Origin of the sequence: Providencia sp. Je.9.19, from assembly GCF_051129765.1 — a bacterium.
In the GTDB taxonomy this organism is placed as follows: domain Bacteria; phylum Pseudomonadota; class Gammaproteobacteria; order Enterobacterales; family Enterobacteriaceae; genus Providencia.
Genome location: NZ_JBCPSS010000002.1, coordinates 221,035 through 239,483, shown reverse-complemented (window position 1 = coordinate 239,483; position 18,449 = coordinate 221,035). Strand labels below are relative to the sequence as shown.

Sequence of the window (18,449 nt, the reverse complement as noted above, 5' to 3'; positions counted from 1 at the left end):
AAAACACCGTATTTTACGTCAGAGCATCTAGCCAAGGCTGTTGTTTAGGATATCGGCGTCTATAGCCATAAATCGCAACGGAAAGCTGAATTAAATCCGTAAATTTAGTCGGGTCAAGACCCGTTTGTTTTTTTATTTGCTGTAAGCGATAACTTAATGTATTTCGATGAATACCAAGCTGTAATGCGGTGCTACCAACTTCACCATTTTGCAATAAAAATAACTCTAAAGTTTCAATGAGTATTTCACCTGAGTCGTGTAACAAGATTTTTTTACAGATATTCAAGAAAAAATTAAACAAATAACTATTTTCTAATTCATTAAACAAACACAATGAAGCCATCTCTTTAAATAAAAAAACTTGTTTTTCTGGTAATGTCACACGCCCTACATCAATCACCGAGCGGGCAAAATGCACAGCATCCCGTACATGCTCTTCACTATCCGCTTGTACGCCAACACCAATGTAATACTGACTTAATTGGCTATCTAAGATGAAATGCAAACTAGGAATAAACGACTCTTGCTTGTATTGCTCTGAGGGAAAAAGCATCAATATTTCACGGCTATTAAGCAGCAAAACATCGCTATTTTCCATTGAAGAAAGCTCAGTAATAATAGAATCTAAAATTTCAGGACGATATTGAATCGCTTCGATGTTAATAATAACGGGGATGGTAGGTAATAAAAATGCAAACCCTGAATTATGTAATTTTAATAATGCGCTTCGCCCTTGAACAGGCGTATCACTCTCAATAAATTGGACAAATAACATATCTCGTAAGCGATGCTGCCAATTAATACTTCTGCGCTCAACTTCTTGTTGTATCAATAATTCTGCGGTAAGAATAGCAAGCTCCGCATAGCGTTGGATTACAACGGGATCGCCACTAACACCTATCACTAGCTCAACATTATCTGCCACAATTATAGGATGATTGATCCCCGGCGCTACATTGGAATAAGCGCGAGCTTCATTTTCGTTATAAATGGTGATCCGCTTGCCACAGCGAATGACTTCAACCGCCGCTTCATGTGTCTCACCAATACGCTTTTTCTCACCGGAGGCGATAATAACACCCTGACTATTAATTACATTGACGTTGTGATGGATAATTCCCATAGCACGCGTGACAATATCATTGGCTAATTTGTCCGTCAGTAGCATCTTATCGCCTCATCATTTAATGTTTCACTATCTTATTAGTATCCAACAATACCTTACTCGATAGCGCTTTACCTGATAAGACAGTACGTAATAGATTTTCTGCTGTATCAGATAAATACCGTGCTCCATTAGTCATCGCTTGTTCCAGTGTTATAGGCCCCGGACAAAGTGACCACATCGCAGTAATACCATGTTGATATAACAGGCGACTATCGTCACTGTATCCACCACATAATGCAATAGTGGGCACGCCGTAATGATTTGCCATACGTGCAACCCCCACAGGTGCTTTACCATTTGCACTCTGACTATCTAGCCGCCCTTCTCCGACAATCACTAAATCAGCCTGTTGAATATAGGACTCTGCACCAAGCAAATCTAAGACTAAATCGATCCCTTTTTCGAGTCGAGCAGACACAAACCATTTTAAGCCCGCACCGAGTCCACCAGCCGCACCACTGCCAGCCTCCAACGAAAAATCTTTCCCCGTTGTTTTGAACATCAATGCTGCAAAATGCGTCATACCCGCTTCGAGTTTATCTAACGTCGCTTTATCCGCCCCTTTTTGCGGACCATAAATGTAAGTGGCGCCATTGTCTCCTAACAATGGATTTTCGACATCACAAGAGACGCTAAATTCAACAGAATCTAATCGTGAGTCTAGTTCCTCGATGCTGATTTCCTTAATATTAATCAGATCTTCACCACAAATAGGATGAGTCATTACTTGCTGATCACGACCATAGAATTGAGCGCCTAAAGCTTGTGCAAAACCGACTCCACCATCATTAGTTGCACTTCCTCCTATTCCCATAATAATACGGGTACAACCAAGATTGAGTGCGTGTAAAACCATTTCACCCAAACCATAAGTTGATGCTTTTTCTACTTGGCGATGTTCACTTTTAACTAACTCTAAGCCGCAGCATTGAGCCATTTCAATAAATGCCGTTTTACCGTCTAAAACGAGGAGTCTAGCATCAACTAAACTACCATAAGGCCCAGTACAACTGAATGTATGAGGTATCACTCCAGATAAAATGAAGCTATGTTCTAGTGAATCAAGCAAACCTTCCCCACCGTCTGAAATAGGCAGCAACGTCACATCCAGATCCGTGGTAACACGCTTGAAACCCTCGGCAACAGCCTGGCAAGCTAACTGGGCTGAACAACTTCCTTTAAAGGAATCAAGTGCGATAACAATTTTCATGCAGACTTTCCTATTATAAATGGCAGTGAGATCTCTATTTAGTTTGCTCCGATGCAGATAAATCAGCCTGCTCATGCGTATTCATTCCACCCGTTTTTACGCGAAAGGCAAGCAGAGTCCCGACGACCAATAAACCAACACCAAACCATAAACCTGAGGTGGCAGTTCCAGTATAGTCTTCGAAAAAACCAAGAATAAACGGTCCAAGAAAACCACCAAACAGCCCTAAACAGTTCAATAAAGCTAAACTTCCGGCCAGCATACTTCCGCTCATATAGGTTGGAGGCAAAGAGAAAATAATCGATTGAACAACAAAGAACATCAGTGCGGTTAAACAAAAACCAATCATCCCGACAATCGGACCACCGAGTGCACCGATAGTTAAGCCCACGGCCATGATGGCATAACCTGAAATTAAAATACGCGATGACCGACGAGGTGTATTAGCTCTTCTTGCAATAAAAATACCGCCAATGGCTGCGGAAATCCAAGGAATGGCTGTTAATAAACCAATTTGTATTGGCGTTAATTTTCCATATTCACCAATAATAGTGGGTAAAAAATAACTCAAGCCATAAACCGAGAATTGGTGGGTAAAATAAATAGCCACAATCATCATGAAAGCTTTATTTTTAAACGCAGCTTTTAATGAAAACTTGCTATTATTCACACTAGTCGTATTTTTATCCTGCTCATGCTTATACTTAATATAATTCCTATCTTCATCATCTAACCATTTTGCATCCTCTGGCTTATTCGGTAAGACAAACCACACCACGAATGCTAAAACCACCGCAGGTAAGCCTTCAATAATGAACATCCATTGCCAACCATGGAAACCTAACATGCCATCCATACTCAGCAATAAGCCACTTAATGGCGCACCAATGATGTTAGCAAGACAGACACCGAGTAAAAATAACCCCGTCGCTTTAGCCCGCTCTTCTTGGCTAAACCAGTAAGTCATATACAAAATAACGCCTGGATATAGGCCAGCTTCAGCAGCACCAAGTAATAAACGTAGAATATAAAAAGAGGTAGGGCCGGTTACGAATGCCATCGCGGCAGAGAGTAAACCCCAAGTGATCATGATCCGCGTGATCCAAAAACGCGCACCTACTTTTTCCATGATCAAATTACTTGGGATCTCAAGAATCGAATAAGTCAGGAAGAAAAGCCCTGCACCAATACCAAATGCGGTGGCTGATAATCCTAAATCAATTGACATGGCGGTCTTTGCCATACCAATATTTGTACGGTCAATAAAGCTAATAATGTAAGCCAATATCAGTAGCGGCATTAAATTACGATATATTTTTGAATTTGTTTTTTTGCCCTGTACTGCATAATCTAACTTTGCATTTGTTGAAAACATAGCTAAGATCCTCATGTTGCAAGTAAAACAGGTATGGCTCTTCTTCATATGTGACCAATACCTGTTGTTATTACGTTAGCAACAGCCCGACGCCCCACGTCGGGCTTTTTGCTTTTCGTATTTTTTATTCTTTTTCAAACAACATTGATATTCCTTGTCCACCACCGATACACATCGTCACTAACCCTGTAGAGACCTGACGGCGTTCCATTTCATACATTAATTTGACCGGTAAAATTGCACCGCTTGCGCCCACAGGATGCCCTAATGCAATGGCACCTCCGTTAACATTCACTCGTGAACTGTCTAATGACAAATCATTCATTACTGCAATCGCTTGTGCGGCAAACGCTTCATTCAGCTCAATTAAATCAATATCGTTCACATTCATATTGAGTTTTTTCATCAAGCGATGAGTTGCAGGCGCAGGCCCAAATCCCATAATGGCAGCATCACAACCGGCAACAGACCAATCGACAATACGCATTCTTGGCTTCAATCCTCGTTTCTCAGCCTCTTCACGACGCATCATAACAAGCGCGGCTGCACCATCATTAATACCTGACGAATTCGCCGCCGTAATAACACCGTCTTGCTTAAAAGCCGGACGAAGTTTGGCGAATTTTTCTCTTGGTGTATCACGAGGGTGTTCATCTGTATCAAAAATGCGACTACCTTTGCGCCCCTCTTGAACTTCAAGAGGTAGAATTTGTTCCGTAAAATAACCTGCTTGAATTGCTTTTAACGCTTTTTGCTGGCTATCCCATGCAAAATCATCCATCGCTTCTCGTGTAATATTAAATTGTTCGGCGACATTTTCGGCGGTCATACCATTATGATAAGGGCCTTCAGGCCATGTCAGAATAGATGTTAAACCATCTTCAAGCACATCATTACCCATGCGGTAACCGTAACGCGCCTTGCGCAAATAATAAGGCAGCTGTGTCATATTTTCTGTACCACAAGCCACCACCACATTCGATTGCCCGGTTTGCAGTAACATCATGCCATCAGCCAGTGCCTGTAACCCTGAACCACACTGACGATTTACTGAATATGCCGTTGTTTCTTTTGGCAAACCTGCGCGTAATTGGCAAATACGTGCAATGAAACCGCTTTCTGCAATTTGCCCCACATTACCGACAATCACCTCATCAACATCCGCAGGGTCAATACCAGCTCTTTTGACCGCTTCACGGATCACTTCAGCGCCAAGATCATGTTGATGCGTATTCGCAAAACTGCCACCCATCGTACCAATCGCGGTTCTAACACCACTGACAATCACAATATCATTTGCTTGTTTCATAATTTCCTCCTAGAGCACCATTCCGCCGCCAACATTGATCACTTCACCATTGATATACCGCGCTCTTTCAGAAGCCAAAAACGCAACACATTGACCAACATCGCGAGGATCTCCGGCAAAACCTGCTGGAATTTTGCTGATCATGATGTCCCAGACTTTTTCAGGCACACCGCGCGTCATCACCGTATCAATGAATCCTGGGCAAATCGCATTCACAGTCACCCCTTTGCGAGCCAACTCACGGCAAGCCGTTTTGGTCAATCCAATAACACCGGCTTTAGATGCGGCATAGTTAGCTTGCCCGACATTACCAAGCCAACTTGCGGATGAAATATTGACAATACGGCCGCTACCTTGCTCTCGCATCAATTTGGCTGCTTCTTGCATGCAGTTAAATGTGCCTTTTAGATTAATATCGATGACCAAATCCCAATCATCATCGCTGAGCTTGTGTAGCATGCCATCACGGTTAATTCCTGCGTTGTTAACCAATACATCAATTCGCCCAAACTGTGCTTGGGTTTGTGCAAACAGCGCATTCACTTGGTCGCGCTTTGAAATATCACAAGGAATGAAAGTGACTGCATAACCTTTTAACTGTAATTCTTTAGCACTTTCGGCACCCGAAGATGTCGCTAAATCAGAAATAACCACTTTAGCGCCTTCCTCGGCCAATACCTCAGCAATAGAAAAACCAATTCCTCTTGCCGAACCTGTTACGATTGCAACTTTATCTTTAACTAACATGGATAAATTCCTCTTTTATATTAAAACTATAAATACGATGCGAGATTGAAGGTGCCTTCTTCAAATAATGAAGAGGACATCACTTTTAAATTTGGGGAAATTTCAGGTACAAAATCCATGTGTGCAAGAATGTCGCGCTCAAGATCAATACCCGGTGCAATTTCAACTAATACGGGTACTTTTTCACCTAATGTGAAAACGGCACGTTCAGTCACGAAATGCATTGTTTGGTTAATCTGCCGAGCAATATCAGCATTCCATGAAATCTGTCTGACATTACTGACGAGTTTTTTGATATCACCTTCACGCAATATAGTGAGTTGCCCATTTTCACAACGAATATCTAAACCTTTTGCGGTAAAGGTAGAGCAGAAAATAACGTGGCGTGCATTTTGGGTAATATCGATAAACCCGCCTGCTCCTGGGCAAATATTACCGAGAAGTGTGGCATTAACATGCCCATAGATGTCCATTTCACCTGCGCCCATATAAGTGACATCAACCCCTGTGCCGTTGTAGTACAACATTTGGTCTTGATGACTGATCATGGCGGACAAATTACGACCAATACCAAAATCAATTCCACCCGCTTGTACGCCTCCCCAAATACCTGACTCGACGGTAATATCAATACGTTGATTCACGTTCTCTTCTTGAATAATCGCGCCAATCACATCATTTGGAATTCCAGTTCCTAAATTAATTACGCAATTTTCAGTTAAATAGCGGCACGCAATGCGACCAATTAATTTTCGAATATCTAAGGGTAATGGTGCCACTTGCTGGGCGGGGGTACGGATATCTCCGCAAAGTGTTGGGTCAAAGAACCAGCTTGATGATTGACGATGATCTTCTTCGGGGTTATCACAGATAACAATATGATCAATAAAACTTGCCGGTACCGTCACACGCTTAGGATGCAATGTCCCGTCTTCAACACAATATTTAACCTGAGCAATCACCTTTGCACCAAATCGTTTAGCTGCCAGTACTGCATGCAAAACCTCCAACGACATAGCTTCCTCATCTGTCGTCAAATTGCCTTTTGAGTCTGCATGAGTTCCTCGAATAATAACAACGTCTAGCGGAATCTCGGGATACCATAACCATGGCTCACCTTTAAAATTGACTTTCTCGACCAAAGGAGGCAATGCCAGTGTCTTAGCATTCATTCTGCCACCTTCAAGATCAGGATCGATAAACGTGCCTAATCCCACCTTAGATAATCGTCCCGGTAGACCCGCAGCCATTGCGCCATACAAATGCACCATTTGCCCTTGAGGCAAACAATAAGCTTCAACTTGATTGTCATTAATCATTTGCATCCACCGAGGAGCTAACCCCCAATGCGAACCAATAATGCGTTTTACCATGCCTTGATGAGCAAAATGTTGATTGCCCCGAATACGATTACATTGCCCTGCGGCATGAACTAAAGTTAATTGTTTAGGCGAACCCTGAGATAAAAACCGCTGCTCAATAGCCGATAAAATAGATTCCGCTGCACTAGTTAATGTCATTCCAACCGTACAAACCGTATCACCGTCATTAATTAATTCAGCGGCATCATATTTAGATATAAATTTATTTTTCATTATAAAACCCCATCCAAAGGCTAATTATTTCATAGCCTTTTAATTGGTATAATTAAGTTAACATTAGTTATTTAAAGTGTAATATTAGTTATTTAAATCGTAATATCTTTTTTTCAAATCTTTTTTACTTATTTTACCATTCCATGTTCGAGGAAAGTCTCGAGTAAACATAATTCTGACCGGTACTTTATAGGTTGGCACTCTATCTTTTAGCCATTCAATAATTTCTTTGCTTGTTAAACAAAACTGACTTTCCGGAATAATAAACGCAATCGGCTCTTCACCATAAATTGCACTTTCTATTGGAATAACGGCAACTTCATTAACACCGGGGTAATTTGAAATTAAGTCTTCAATTTCTATTGAATATATTTTCTCACCACCACGGTTAATCATATCTTTAATACGGTCTTGTATATAAAGATAACCATCATCATCCACATAACCAATATCACCCGTAAAAAACCAACCCGCTTTAAATGCAGTCTCATTGGCGGGGCTATCAGGCCAATATCGGTTAATAACAACATCCCCTTTAACCCAGATATTGCCAGTACTATTTGCCGGTTTATCTTCACCGATATCATTACGGATAGCTATTTTTAGTCCCGGTACTGGTAAACCTGAACTGGCTTTTTTATTTCCTGAACGGATATCATCTAAATATACTGTCGCAGGTGATGATGTTTCAGTTAATCCATAAATAGAATGAATTGATGTTTCTGAAAATATATATGAAAGCTCTTTTATTGTACCTTCATTTAAATGTCCAGCACCACAAGCAATCATACGTAAAGAATGAAATCGTTCTAAATTAATACTTTTATTTTCTTTTATTTTTTTAATTAACAATATAAATACGGTTGGTGAACCATGTAAAAAAGTAATTTTTTCTTTTGCAATAGTAGAAATAATATCTTTAGCATTAAATTTTCGATGTAAATAAACCGTTCCACCTATATGAATAAAAAGTGCTAATATGGCTGATAACCCCGTTATATGATAAATAGGAACTGAAAGTATCGTTTTGTCTATTGCAGATAATTTTAATGTTTCTTGATAAGCATATATCGCTGAAAGTATATTTTTATGCGTTATCACTGCACCTTTCGGTGTACCTGTTGTGCCCGAGGTAAAAATAATAACTGCTGGGTCATCTTCATTAACATGATTTGTAAATTCAATTTCATCCGACAATATTAATGATTGCCATTGAGAAAGACTTATTCCCCGAGTATTAAACTGAGATAACCAAGGCTGGCAGCTGTCATCCCAAAAAATTGCATCAGCATTTATGCAAGATAAATGACCTTTCCCTTCAAACTCTTTCATTTTAGTACTGAGTGGAATCACTTGAATACCGAGCCCAACCGCAGCATAAAACAACTGACAAAATTCAATGGTATTCCCCCAACCCAATACGATGCGGTCTCCCTTTTGTAATCGCAATGTTGAACTCAACCAGCGCATTGTTTGATTTACTTTTTTCAATAATTGGTCATAACGCCAACTTTGATCTTCAAAAACAATCGCAATCGCATCTGGCTGCAATTTTGCTCTATTTAATAAGCTTTGATAAATATTTGAATTTGGCTGTAGCACAGGCACTCTCCAACACTGCTGATACCACTCATATGCTTTCAATGTATAAAATGAAGTCGATGAAATAAGTGCCAACGTTCACAAATCATTCACATTGTTTGTTTATTTGAATTAGCTATATGCACAACTCTATTGTTAAAATTTCCTCGATAAAAACGCTTTTTTTTATTTATATTCATCATGACCTAAATTATTTACCTTTAGTTACTCCCTAATAGCCACATTTGACTTTGTTCTGCACTATAGTACTTGTGCGCATTAACAACCCATCACTTAAATATAAGGGGAATGAAAATCAGTGGCTAATTTATCTCCTCTTGCTAAAGTACCAAGAGCGGTATTATTTACCGAATAAGGTGTTTCATCTCACATTTGCAAATTTAAGGGAATCCTCATGGCAGACTCAACATATGTTCCACCCAAAGTGTGGAAGTGGGATCAAAGCAGTGGTGGTAAATTTGCCAATATTAACCGCCCAATTTCTGGCGCTACCCATGAAAAAGCGTTACCCATTGGTAAGCATCCACTCCAACTTTATTCTCTCGGCACACCGAACGGGCAAAAAGTCACTATCATGCTTGAAGAGCTGCTAGCCCTTGGTATTAAAGAAGCAGAGTACGATGCATGGCTAATTAATATTGGTGAAGGAGACCAGTTTGGTTCTGGATTTGTCGATATTAATCCTAATTCAAAGATACCTGCGCTCGTGGATAGAAGTGGAACGAAACCCATCAGCATATTTGAATCTGGCGCGATCCTCACCTACTTAGCTGAGAAATTTTCGGTTCTTTTACCCACCGCACAACCAGAGCGAGCCGAAACATTATCATGGCTATTTTGGCAAATGGGTTCAGCCCCATTTGTTGGCGGCGGTTTTGGTCATTTTTATGCTTATGCCCCAGAAAAATACGAATATCCCATCAACCGCTTTGCCATGGAAGCCAAGCGCCAGCTAGATGTCCTAGATCGCCGTTTAGCCACACACAAATATATCGCAGGTGAAAATTATACTATTGCCGATATTGCAATTTGGCCATGGTACGGGGCATTAGTAAAAGGTTGGCTATATAATGCTGCTGAATTTTTATCTGTCCATGAATACAAAAATGTTATTCGCTGGGCTGATGAAGTTTATGCTCGTCCTGCGGTACAACGGGGTCGTAAAGTGAATAACTCTGAGTATATTAGAGAACGTCATGATGCTAGTGATATTGTTTAATTGATTATTTCAATAAAATATCTTGTATAGGCTGGGGTTTAGCCTCAGCCTATCAGCTATATTCAAACTATATTATTCGATAATGATGTTTATCTAAGCCGTACTTTTTCATACGTAAATACAATTTCTTACGCGGCATTTGCAAGTACTCTGATACATCATTAATACGTCCTTGATGAATATTCAACGCTTCCGTAATAATTTGCCGCTCATAATTTTCAATCTGCTGATCCAATGCTGTCGGTGTAACAGAAGCTAATAACGGATTTGCAGTTTCTCCCATCGGCATGATCCCGACTGCATAAAGTTCCGCAGCATTCGCCAACTCCCCAACATTTCCTGGCCAATGACGGCGCGTTAGTTTTTTAATAAAAGACTCATCCAATATTGAAAAAGAATGATTTAAGCGCGTACAGGCTAACTCCAGATAATAATGAAAAAGAGGGGAAATATCGGCTTTGCGTTGTGATAGCGGTAAACAAACAACTTGGGTCATTGAAAATAGATAATAAAGCTCTGCGACCAATTTTTGCTGTTTGGTCAACATAATCAGAGGGGTTTCTGAAATACCCACTAAACGAAATGAACGATGTTCCTGCTGAATATGCTGTACTAAATATCGTTGCTGGCTTAATGGCATAAATTCAATATTTTTAAGCACTAATGTACCATCAGCGACTTCACTCAACCATGTATCAAGAGGAACATCTTGCTCATTGATTAATGTTTTGATCACTAATGGTGACTGCTTATTATTACTAATTTGGTGCAAATAACGGGATAAATACGTTCTTCCACTGCCAAACTCACCTTGAAAAAATACCGCAGCATGCGTTTCAGCAAGACTCTGTAATTGCAGGCTCACTTGTTGCGTCCATTCACTTTGCCCGACAAAATTCAACGTAAGCTGCTTTTTCCCCCAATGCCGTTGCTTCACACGTTGCTTACGCGCGGTTAAGGCTTTTTCAACTTGCAATAGAAGATACTCAGGATTAATTGGCTTTTGTAAGAAATCCCATGCGCCCAATTTAACGGCCTCAACAGCCATCGGGACATCACCATGCCCAGTAATCAGCACAACGGGTAAATATTTATCTTTTTCAAGAAATAATGCCATCAAATCAATACCCGAACAGTCGGGCATACACACATCGCTTAAGACAATACCACACCAATCACGATGAACTAATTCTTTAGCAATCAATGGATTATCACAACTAAAAACCCGATACCCTGCTTGTGATAATAATAAGCAGTAAGCTTCAAGTACATCTTTATCGTCATCAATTAACAATATATCGTAGTTGTCATCAAGCATGTTTACTGACCTTCTTAAAGCTTAAAATTGCACATCCGTTTTGAGTGAGCGTCGATGCTATACGCAACTGCCCCCCTAACTGCTGCATAATCGAATGACTAATAGATAAACCAACACCAAGCCCGATTTCTTTACTTGTGGTAAATGGCTTCATCAACGAATCTGCAAGTTCTAGCGGCCAACCACTTCCATTATCAACAATATATAACGTGAGCTCGTCATCTGTTTCAGTGTAATCGACGGAAATCACCGCTTTGGTTGGACTGGCATCTAAGGCATTCGCTAATAAATTCACGAGGACTTGTTGAATTCCGATTTCATCACCAAATACCCGCGGCAAAGCATCAGGGTACAATAAGCTAACGTCACGCGTTTTGTGTTGTAATAGCAAAACATCCCAAGCACTTTGAATACTTTGATTTAAGCAAATAGGTTGAAGCTGTTCATCGCTATCACGTTTGCGCGCAAATTGGCGTAGTGCACGAATGATCCCATCCATACGAGTCACCAGTTTTTCAGATTTATTCAATGCCTGTTGTGCTGTGTCAATTTCTTCAGATATCAACGCTTTTTTAGCCATATAGAGGTGCATTGACAGTGCATTCAGTGGTTGGTTTATTTCATGAGCAAGTGTTGTCATTGTCTGACCCACTACTGCTAATTTAGCGGTTTGAATTAACTCATTTTGTGTCGTTCTTAAATTTTCTTCAATCGCTTTACGGTCTTTAATCTCTTGTTCAAGCTGATTTTTTTGCTGATTAATTTGCTCAATTGTCCGTTGTAACAACATCGCGATACGACCCAATTCGTCTCGCCCACCCACCGGAATTGGCGTCGTCAAATCACCAAAACTAATTTTTGCAACTGCTTGATTTAAAGTATTAAAACGTTTTACTAACCGAGATTGAATAAAAAAGTAATTAAATAGCACCGCTAGAAGTAAAGCAAGAACGGCGGTAATAATAATAATGGTACCACTCAGCGACATAATATCCGTTAAGTGATGATTTAGTGTTTGTAGCTGTGAATGGCTATTTCCTAATTGCAATTCCAGTTGTGAACGGAATCGAGCTAAAATTCGCTCTTTTTCAGTCGTCATCGCAGCAAGCTTGGTTTTCGCTTGTTGATAATTTTGCAGCACACTTAGCATTTTACTATCAGATAAACCAATATCTAACAGCTCATCAATCGTTTGGCGTAACGTAACTGCACTTGGGTAAAGGTCAAATACTGCTTCATTTGCGTCGAAATTAGCCTTTAAGTAGCGTAAATAGCGAACATAGCTCTCATTTTCATCCATATCAGCCAGTTCTGATCCATTTTGTAAATTTTTCAAACGCCCTGAAAGTACGCTACTAATTTGTTCCTCCAATCTCGACAACATATAAATGAGCTGTAACTCCCCTTGAACATTACGCAACCTACCCTGTAGGGCGACCGTTTGATTTGGTTCTTGCTCAATTTTATCCAGTAAAGAGCCTTGCTGAAGACTAATATCTTGGGATAGCGAACTTAATTCCGTATTAAAATCATCATGCAACCAGTTAATTCGCGATGAAAGGGTATTCACCTGCTCATTAGCTAGAAATAATGTATACAAGGCCTTATCTAACCGATGCAATAAATCTTGGCTTTGCGAAACAATATCCGCAATTTGTTGATGATCGCGCCCAGTTAGATTTTGATTAATCGCAGTAACTTGCGTTAAATGAGTGGTTATCTGATTGCGTAATTGCAGCCGAGTCGCCGTATTAGGTGCTTTTAAAAACTCGTTTAATTCATCGACTAAGGTATTTAGTTGTCCTTCAATTAAGAAAGAGGATTGGATACGCGGAAAATAGTCACCAAGGGCATAACGAATTTGCTGGTTTTGCGCTTTCCATGCATACAGGCTGACACAACTCACAATTAGCGTCATTAAAGTCCCTGCAACAAATGCGGCTCGCAAAATTGAGCTAATACTAAACAAACCAATGTAATTAATAATCCGTTGTTTCATTTGATCATTTCCAAGTAAGCGATCGCTTTACGCTGCTGTTCTTGGAAGAAACTTTGCCAACGCATATATTCTTCTTCAGCTTTACGACTGTCTTCAAACCGTGAGTAATATGCAGGATCGATACTTTCTTGAGCACTAACAGGCATAGCGGTTAATAATTGGCGCACTTCCGGTAGCGTTTTTTTTAATTTAGCCTCTGCCATATACACGGCTCGCCATGCATCTTTCGATTCAGTTAAACGAAAAGTAATCGCCATATCAAAAAGTTGTTGTATTAATTTCTGACGCTTCAAGACGAGATGCTCATCTAGCGGTATGGGAGAATTTAATAACTGGCTCTGTTGTGCTTCTCGAGGATGCCCTTTGGGAAGCGGAGTCACCGGATACTTTCCGGTGTTGGTATCCGCTAATACCCGCTGCCCTTGTTCACTGAGTAAAAATGAAATAAATTGCCGTGCTTTTTCTTTATTTAAACTATAACGCGTAATAGCAATAAATGTCGGTGATGTTCCCGAATCCGGCAAATAATGAAACTCTAAATCAGCATTACCTAAAAGCAAATTGGCATAATTATCAATAATAGGTGCAGCGCCCCCTAGACCTGTTTTAATTTTATCCGCAACACCAAAGCTTCGTGATGAAACTGTCGCTAAATTACCTGAAATACTGAGTAAAATTCGCCAACCTTCATCCCATCCGCGCTGCTGTAGCAGCGATTCAATCATAAGATGATACGTATCTGAACGGGATGGGCTGCTCATCAGTAACATGCCTTGATAGCGACTATCAGCAAGTTCATCCCACGTTTTAGGAATAGGTAACTGATTCTCTCGCATCCAATTTCGATTCACTAAAATACCGTAACCAGAAAAAGCAACTGCCGCGACGGTTTCTTTTAATGATGAGGGCACAATACGTTGAGAAAACTCAGGTATCCCCTGCAACGCAGCTAAGCGCTCATGCTGTTGTAAATGCTGCATTAACATAGGAGAAGAGGTGAGAACTAAATCGACATTCTCGAGTGCTTGGGTATCTAATAAACGTTCTAAAGATGCGCTTGTACGATTTATGGTACGAATAGGAACCGCTTCAGGCTGCACCTTCCAACTGTTCATAATATAAGTTGTAGCCTCGGGGGAAAATGTCGTTGCCACTACTAATTCATCATTTTTCGCTATAGTTGCATGGCCCAGTTGGCCAAAACTAACGCCAATAATAACCAGCATGATGGACGTAATAACAGTCTGGAGCCGCTTTATTTTTATCATCGATTTCTCTCTCCTGCTGACAGATGTGATTCACATCAAAAAAGTGACAATCTTTTTATTTTGTCCAAAAGTCTATTTGGGGCAAATCTTACCCTTTTCAGGATAGAGACAAATTTAAGTTAAATAACCAGCCCATAAACAATGGATTATTTATTTTTATTCTTAAGGTCATTAGTGATAAATACCTCCGCTGCGCGACTAAAAGTCTGCCAAACTTTCAACAAAACAAAATCAGCCCACTAATCACCAAACCTTTAATCTCACTCTTCAATCATTAAAGCAACCATTAAATCGTCATAAATAAAAAATCATTTATAGCCTTGATTGTTATGAGTCAATTTGACCGTTACCTTTCCAAAATTGAGTCAAAAGTGACACAAAAACAGGATGTTGAGATATTTTTTAAAGCAGAACATGATGGCCTCGTCAGAAAAAAAAACGACAAAAAACTCAACGATTTTATTTTTATATCTATTTCACAGGTGAATCTATGCTGTCATTTTTAAAACCAGCTGTGGCAAAAAAACAAGTTCCAGCAGGACAAGTTCCAGCAACTTACAAACGTTACCGCGTTCAAGCACTTCTCAGCGTATTTCTCGGCTACCTAGCCTATTATATTGTGCGTAATAACTTCACACTTTCGACTCCTTACTTAAAAGAAAATTTAGATTTAAGTACAACACAAATTGGCTTATTAACTAGTTGCATGCTTATTGCATATGGCATCAGTAAAGGGATCATGAGTACCCTTGCAGATAAAGCCAGCCCGAAAGCTTTCATGGCCTTCGGTTTGATCCTCTGTGCCGTCGTAAACTTTGGTATGGGTTTCAGTAACGCTTTCTGGTTATTTGCCGGATTTGTAGTACTTAATGGTTTATTCCAAGGAATGGGCGTTGGCCCTTCATTTATTACTATCGCCAACTGGTTCCCACGCAGAGAACGTGGCCGTATCGGTGCATTTTGGAATATTTCACATAATGTTGGCGGTGGTATTGTAGCCCCTATCGTTGGCGCTGCTTTTGCCGTACTTGGGACTGCTCATTGGCAAAGTGCCAGCTACATGGTTCCTGCTGTTATTGCAATTTTATTCGCCATCATTGTCTTAGTGCTCGGTAAAGGCTCCCCTGTTCAAGAAGGTTTACCCGCTCTTGACCAAATGATGCCTGAAGAAAAAGTGGTGTTAACCACCGCTCAGCAGGAGCAATCACCCGAGAACATGACCGCATTTCAGATTTTTTGTACTTATGTATTAAAAAATAAAAATGCTTGGTATATCTCATTCGTTGACGTTTTCGTCTATATGGTTCGTTTTGGCGTGATTAGCTGGTTACCCATTTATTTGCTAACAGAAAAGAACTTCTCTAAAGATCAAATGAGTGTGGCATTTTTATTCTTCGAATGGGCCGCTATTCCTTCGACTTTACTTGCAGGTTGGTTAACAGATAAGTTGTTCAAAGGTCGTAGAATGCCATTAGCTATTATGTGTATGGTATTGATCTTCTTCTGCTTAATTGGTTACTGGCAGAGCCAGTCTCTTGCGATGGTTACTTTCTTCGCTGCCGTTGTCGGTTGTCTAATATACGTGCCACAATTCCTAGCATCCGTACAAACAATGGAGATCGTTCCGAGCTTTGCTGTCGGTTCAGCCGTTGGCCTACGTGGTTTCTTAAGTTACATTCTCGGTGCAACACTCGGAACAAGTTTATTCGGATTCATTGTCGACCGTATGGGGTGGCATGCAGGTTTCTATCTGTTACTAGGTGGTATTGTTTGTTGCATTGTCTTCTGCATTTTATCTCACTTCGGGGCATTAGAACTCGAACGTAATCGCCAAGAAAAAATGCCAAGTGAAGCTCAACTTGCCAATGCGTAATAGCAATATAAATTAAATCGATAGTTTATAAATAGCAAAAAACCCGCCTTCTATTCATTGCGGGTTTTATTTTATTTAACAAATAAATTATTCTCGATGATATCGCTGTTGAACCCATTGGGCACATAGCATTAATGTCAGACTTATCAAAACAGCCAGACAAGCCATCGCCATTCCACTGCCAATGGACCCTTGCTCAAATTGTCGCCAAACAAAAATAGACACGGTTTGCATTCCAGCAGGCGCTAATAATAACGAAGACACTAATTCACGGGATGCTACTGCGAAAACAAGCATCATCGCTGCAATTAAACTCGGGAAAACCAATGGAAATAAAATTAATCGTAATGTGGTTATCGCTCCAGCGCCATGAACCCTAGCTGCATCAGCTAAACTACCGCCAATTTGGGTCAACGCAGCACTGCAATAACGAACAGGATAAGGCAATAATAAACAACTATAGGCGAGCACTAAAATACCCCATGTGTGATAAGGCGTCACTGGCCAAAAAGGCTGATTCCATGCCAATATCAAACCCACGGCAATAACAATACCGGGGATAGCAATAGGTAATAAAGAGAGCGCATCAATAATAACAGCGCCACGTATTCGCTGTGAAACTACCAACCATGCAGATAAAAAGCCGAGTAACCCCGTTAAGATTGCCGTTGCTGTTGCCAATGAAATACTGGTAAATAATGCGTCTAATGCTTCCGCTTGAGTATCTATTAGCCCCGAAAAATGCCGCCAGGTTAAGTTATCAAATGAAAGTCCACCCGACACCGTAGAAGAAAAAGCAGTACCAAACATGGCTAATAACGGCATTCCCACTGCAAAAAAAGTGACAAAAGCAAACAACCCCATTACAGGCCAACGCCAAACACCAAGGGAACGAGTCACCAATACCGCCGCCTTACCTGTTGTTGTCGCGACATTGCGCCCTGAAACCAACGTGCGTTGTAGCGTATAAGCAAAAATGGCCACGCTTACCAATAATAGTGACAAAGAAGCTGCGCCCGGTAAATCAATAGGCCAATCAGCTAGTCGCTGTTCGATATCTGTCGTCAGTACCCGTATGCCATTAGGCGAACCAATTGCCGCAGGTATACCATATTCTTCAATAGCTAACGTGAAAATCAATAATAATCCAGCCGCCATTGATGGTAATGATAATGGTATGGTGACTTTAAAGAAGGCTTGCCAAGCCGAAGCGCCATGTACACGTGCTACATCAGCTAGGCGATTACCATTAGCTGCCATGCTGCGAGATACCGCAAAATAAAGCACAGGAAATAAATTTAGCGCCATAATACACATCATGCCGCCCAATGAAAAAATGGCACTCCCGGGGCTGACACCAAATAATTGTTGTGAATAACCATTCGGTTGCAAGGTTAGCATCCATGAAAGCCCTGCAATATAAGGCGGGATCAAAAATGGAATTAAAAATAATAGATCCCAGCCCCGTGCGAATGGAAGATTAAATAAACCTCTTAATGCCCCTAATGGAATAGCAATAGCCCCACTAATCACCGCAACACCAATGCCTAAAAATAAGGTGTTCTGCAATAACAACGGCAGTTCCGGTTCATTAAACAAATCAATAATAGGTTCAAACGGTCGACTAAATACCCCCTGACTTAACAGGGGAAAAAACGCTTGAAGAACAATAAAGCACAGCGGGATCACCACTAAAATAATTAATGCGGTGACCACAACCAAAGGCAAAAAACGAATTTTTCTCATCAATACATATCTTAATAAAA

13 protein-coding genes are annotated in these 18,449 nt (G+C 40.5%); 2 read left to right on the top strand and 11 right to left on the bottom strand.

From position 1 onward, the window contains the following. Window positions 1-13 precede the first annotated feature (13 nt). The 7 genes from AAZR93_RS10295 to AAZR93_RS10265 all read right to left on the bottom strand — a co-directional run bounded on the left by AAZR93_RS10295 (window position 14) and on the right by AAZR93_RS10265 (window position 9,006). Entirely contained in the window at window positions 14-1,168 is a 1,155-nt protein-coding gene (locus AAZR93_RS10295) for a sugar diacid recognition domain-containing protein (protein WP_294104009.1), read from the bottom strand. Between the two features lie 16 nt (window positions 1,169-1,184). Next, the gene (locus tag AAZR93_RS10290) at window positions 1,185-2,378 is read right to left on the bottom strand and encodes a glycerate kinase (protein WP_294104012.1); all 1,194 of its coding nucleotides are present in this window, start codon (window positions 2,376-2,378) and stop codon (window positions 1,185-1,187) included. A gap of 34 nt (window positions 2,379-2,412) precedes the next feature. Then, window positions 2,413-3,753 carry an MFS transporter gene (locus AAZR93_RS10285; protein ID WP_434719766.1) on the bottom strand — a complete coding sequence of 447 codons (1,341 nt, stop codon included), beginning with the start codon at window positions 3,751-3,753 and terminating at the stop codon, window positions 2,413-2,415. A gap of 124 nt (window positions 3,754-3,877) precedes the next feature. Next, window positions 3,878-5,062, bottom strand: a complete 1,185-nt coding sequence (locus AAZR93_RS10280) for a thiolase family protein (RefSeq protein ID WP_434719765.1) — start codon at window positions 5,060-5,062, stop codon at window positions 3,878-3,880. Window positions 5,063-5,071: 9 nt separating this feature from the next. Then, window positions 5,072-5,809: a 3-oxoacyl-ACP reductase FabG gene (fabG, locus tag AAZR93_RS10275; RefSeq protein WP_434719764.1), complete on the bottom strand. Its 738-nt coding sequence runs from the start codon at window positions 5,807-5,809 to the stop codon at window positions 5,072-5,074. 26 nt (window positions 5,810-5,835) lie between these two features. Continuing rightward, on the bottom strand, window positions 5,836-7,404 hold the full coding sequence (locus tag AAZR93_RS10270) for an acyl CoA:acetate/3-ketoacid CoA transferase (protein WP_294104019.1): 1,569 nt from the start codon (window positions 7,402-7,404) through the stop codon (window positions 5,836-5,838). Between the two features lie 84 nt (window positions 7,405-7,488). Next, on the bottom strand, window positions 7,489-9,006 hold the full coding sequence (locus AAZR93_RS10265; protein WP_294104021.1) for a class I adenylate-forming enzyme family protein: 1,518 nt from the start codon (window positions 9,004-9,006) through the stop codon (window positions 7,489-7,491). A gap of 394 nt (window positions 9,007-9,400) precedes the next feature. Here AAZR93_RS10265 and yghU point away from each other — a divergent pair, with 394 nt between their 5' ends. Then, window positions 9,401-10,225, top strand: coding sequence for a glutathione-dependent disulfide-bond oxidoreductase (gene yghU, locus AAZR93_RS10260; protein ID WP_294104022.1), 825 nt, complete (start codon window positions 9,401-9,403; stop codon window positions 10,223-10,225). 67 nt (window positions 10,226-10,292) lie between these two features. Here yghU and pgtA read toward each other — a convergent pair whose 3' ends face one another. The 3 genes from pgtA to AAZR93_RS10245 are packed head-to-tail and all read right to left on the bottom strand — an operon-like array spanning window position 10,293 to window position 14,768. After that, the gene (gene pgtA, locus AAZR93_RS10255) at window positions 10,293-11,543 is read right to left on the bottom strand and encodes a two-component system response regulator PgtA (RefSeq protein WP_434719763.1); all 1,251 of its coding nucleotides are present in this window, start codon (window positions 11,541-11,543) and stop codon (window positions 10,293-10,295) included. Next, window positions 11,536-13,542, bottom strand: a complete 2,007-nt coding sequence (gene pgtB, locus AAZR93_RS10250; protein ID WP_434719762.1) for a two-component system sensor histidine kinase PgtB — start codon at window positions 13,540-13,542, stop codon at window positions 11,536-11,538. Before pgtB ends, pgtA begins: the two co-directional genes overlap by 8 nt. Continuing rightward, window positions 13,539-14,768, bottom strand: a complete 1,230-nt coding sequence (locus tag AAZR93_RS10245; protein WP_434719985.1) for an ABC transporter substrate-binding protein — start codon at window positions 14,766-14,768, stop codon at window positions 13,539-13,541. Before AAZR93_RS10245 ends, pgtB begins: the two co-directional genes overlap by 4 nt. 532 nt (window positions 14,769-15,300) lie before the next feature. Between AAZR93_RS10245 and pgtP the strand changes: the two genes are divergently transcribed. Continuing rightward, on the top strand, window positions 15,301-16,683 hold the full coding sequence (gene pgtP / locus AAZR93_RS10240) for a phosphoglycerate transporter PgtP (protein WP_294104027.1): 1,383 nt from the start codon (window positions 15,301-15,303) through the stop codon (window positions 16,681-16,683). A gap of 87 nt (window positions 16,684-16,770) precedes the next feature. On the opposite strand, the gene AAZR93_RS10235 is transcribed toward pgtP, so the two are convergent. Further along, window positions 16,771-18,429, bottom strand: coding sequence for an ABC transporter permease (locus AAZR93_RS10235; RefSeq protein ID WP_434719761.1), 1,659 nt, complete (start codon window positions 18,427-18,429; stop codon window positions 16,771-16,773). Window positions 18,430-18,449 lie beyond the last annotated feature (20 nt).

Bases quoted from the DNA above. Each gene is read 5' to 3' on its own strand.
- AAZR93_RS10290 (WP_294104012.1), bottom strand. From the start codon at position 2,378: ATGAAAATTGTTATCGCACTTGATTCCTTTAAAGGAAGTTGTTCAGCC.
- pgtP (WP_294104027.1), top strand. From the start codon at position 15,301: ATGCTGTCATTTTTAAAACCAGCTGTGGCAAAAAAACAAGTTCCAGCA.
- AAZR93_RS10245 (WP_434719985.1), bottom strand. From the start codon at position 14,768: ATGCTGGTTATTATTGGCGTTAGTTTTGGCCAACTGGGCCATGCAACT.
- AAZR93_RS10270 (WP_294104019.1), bottom strand. From the start codon at position 7,404: ATGAAAAATAAATTTATATCTAAATATGATGCCGCTGAATTAATTAAT.
- pgtB (WP_434719762.1), bottom strand. From the start codon at position 13,542: ATGAAACAACGGATTATTAATTACATTGGTTTGTTTAGTATTAGCTCA.
- AAZR93_RS10295 (WP_294104009.1), bottom strand. From the start codon at position 1,168: ATGCTACTGACGGACAAATTAGCCAATGATATTGTCACGCGTGCTATG.
- yghU (WP_294104022.1), top strand. From the start codon at position 9,401: ATGGCAGACTCAACATATGTTCCACCCAAAGTGTGGAAGTGGGATCAA.
- AAZR93_RS10285 (WP_434719766.1), bottom strand. From the start codon at position 3,753: ATGTTTTCAACAAATGCAAAGTTAGATTATGCAGTACAGGGCAAAAAA.
- fabG (WP_434719764.1), bottom strand. From the start codon at position 5,809: ATGTTAGTTAAAGATAAAGTTGCAATCGTAACAGGTTCGGCAAGAGGA.
- pgtA (WP_434719763.1), bottom strand. From the start codon at position 11,543: ATGCTTGATGACAACTACGATATATTGTTAATTGATGACGATAAAGAT.
- AAZR93_RS10235 (WP_434719761.1), bottom strand. From the start codon at position 18,429: ATGAGAAAAATTCGTTTTTTGCCTTTGGTTGTGGTCACCGCATTAATT.
- AAZR93_RS10280 (WP_434719765.1), bottom strand. From the start codon at position 5,062: ATGAAACAAGCAAATGATATTGTGATTGTCAGTGGTGTTAGAACCGCG.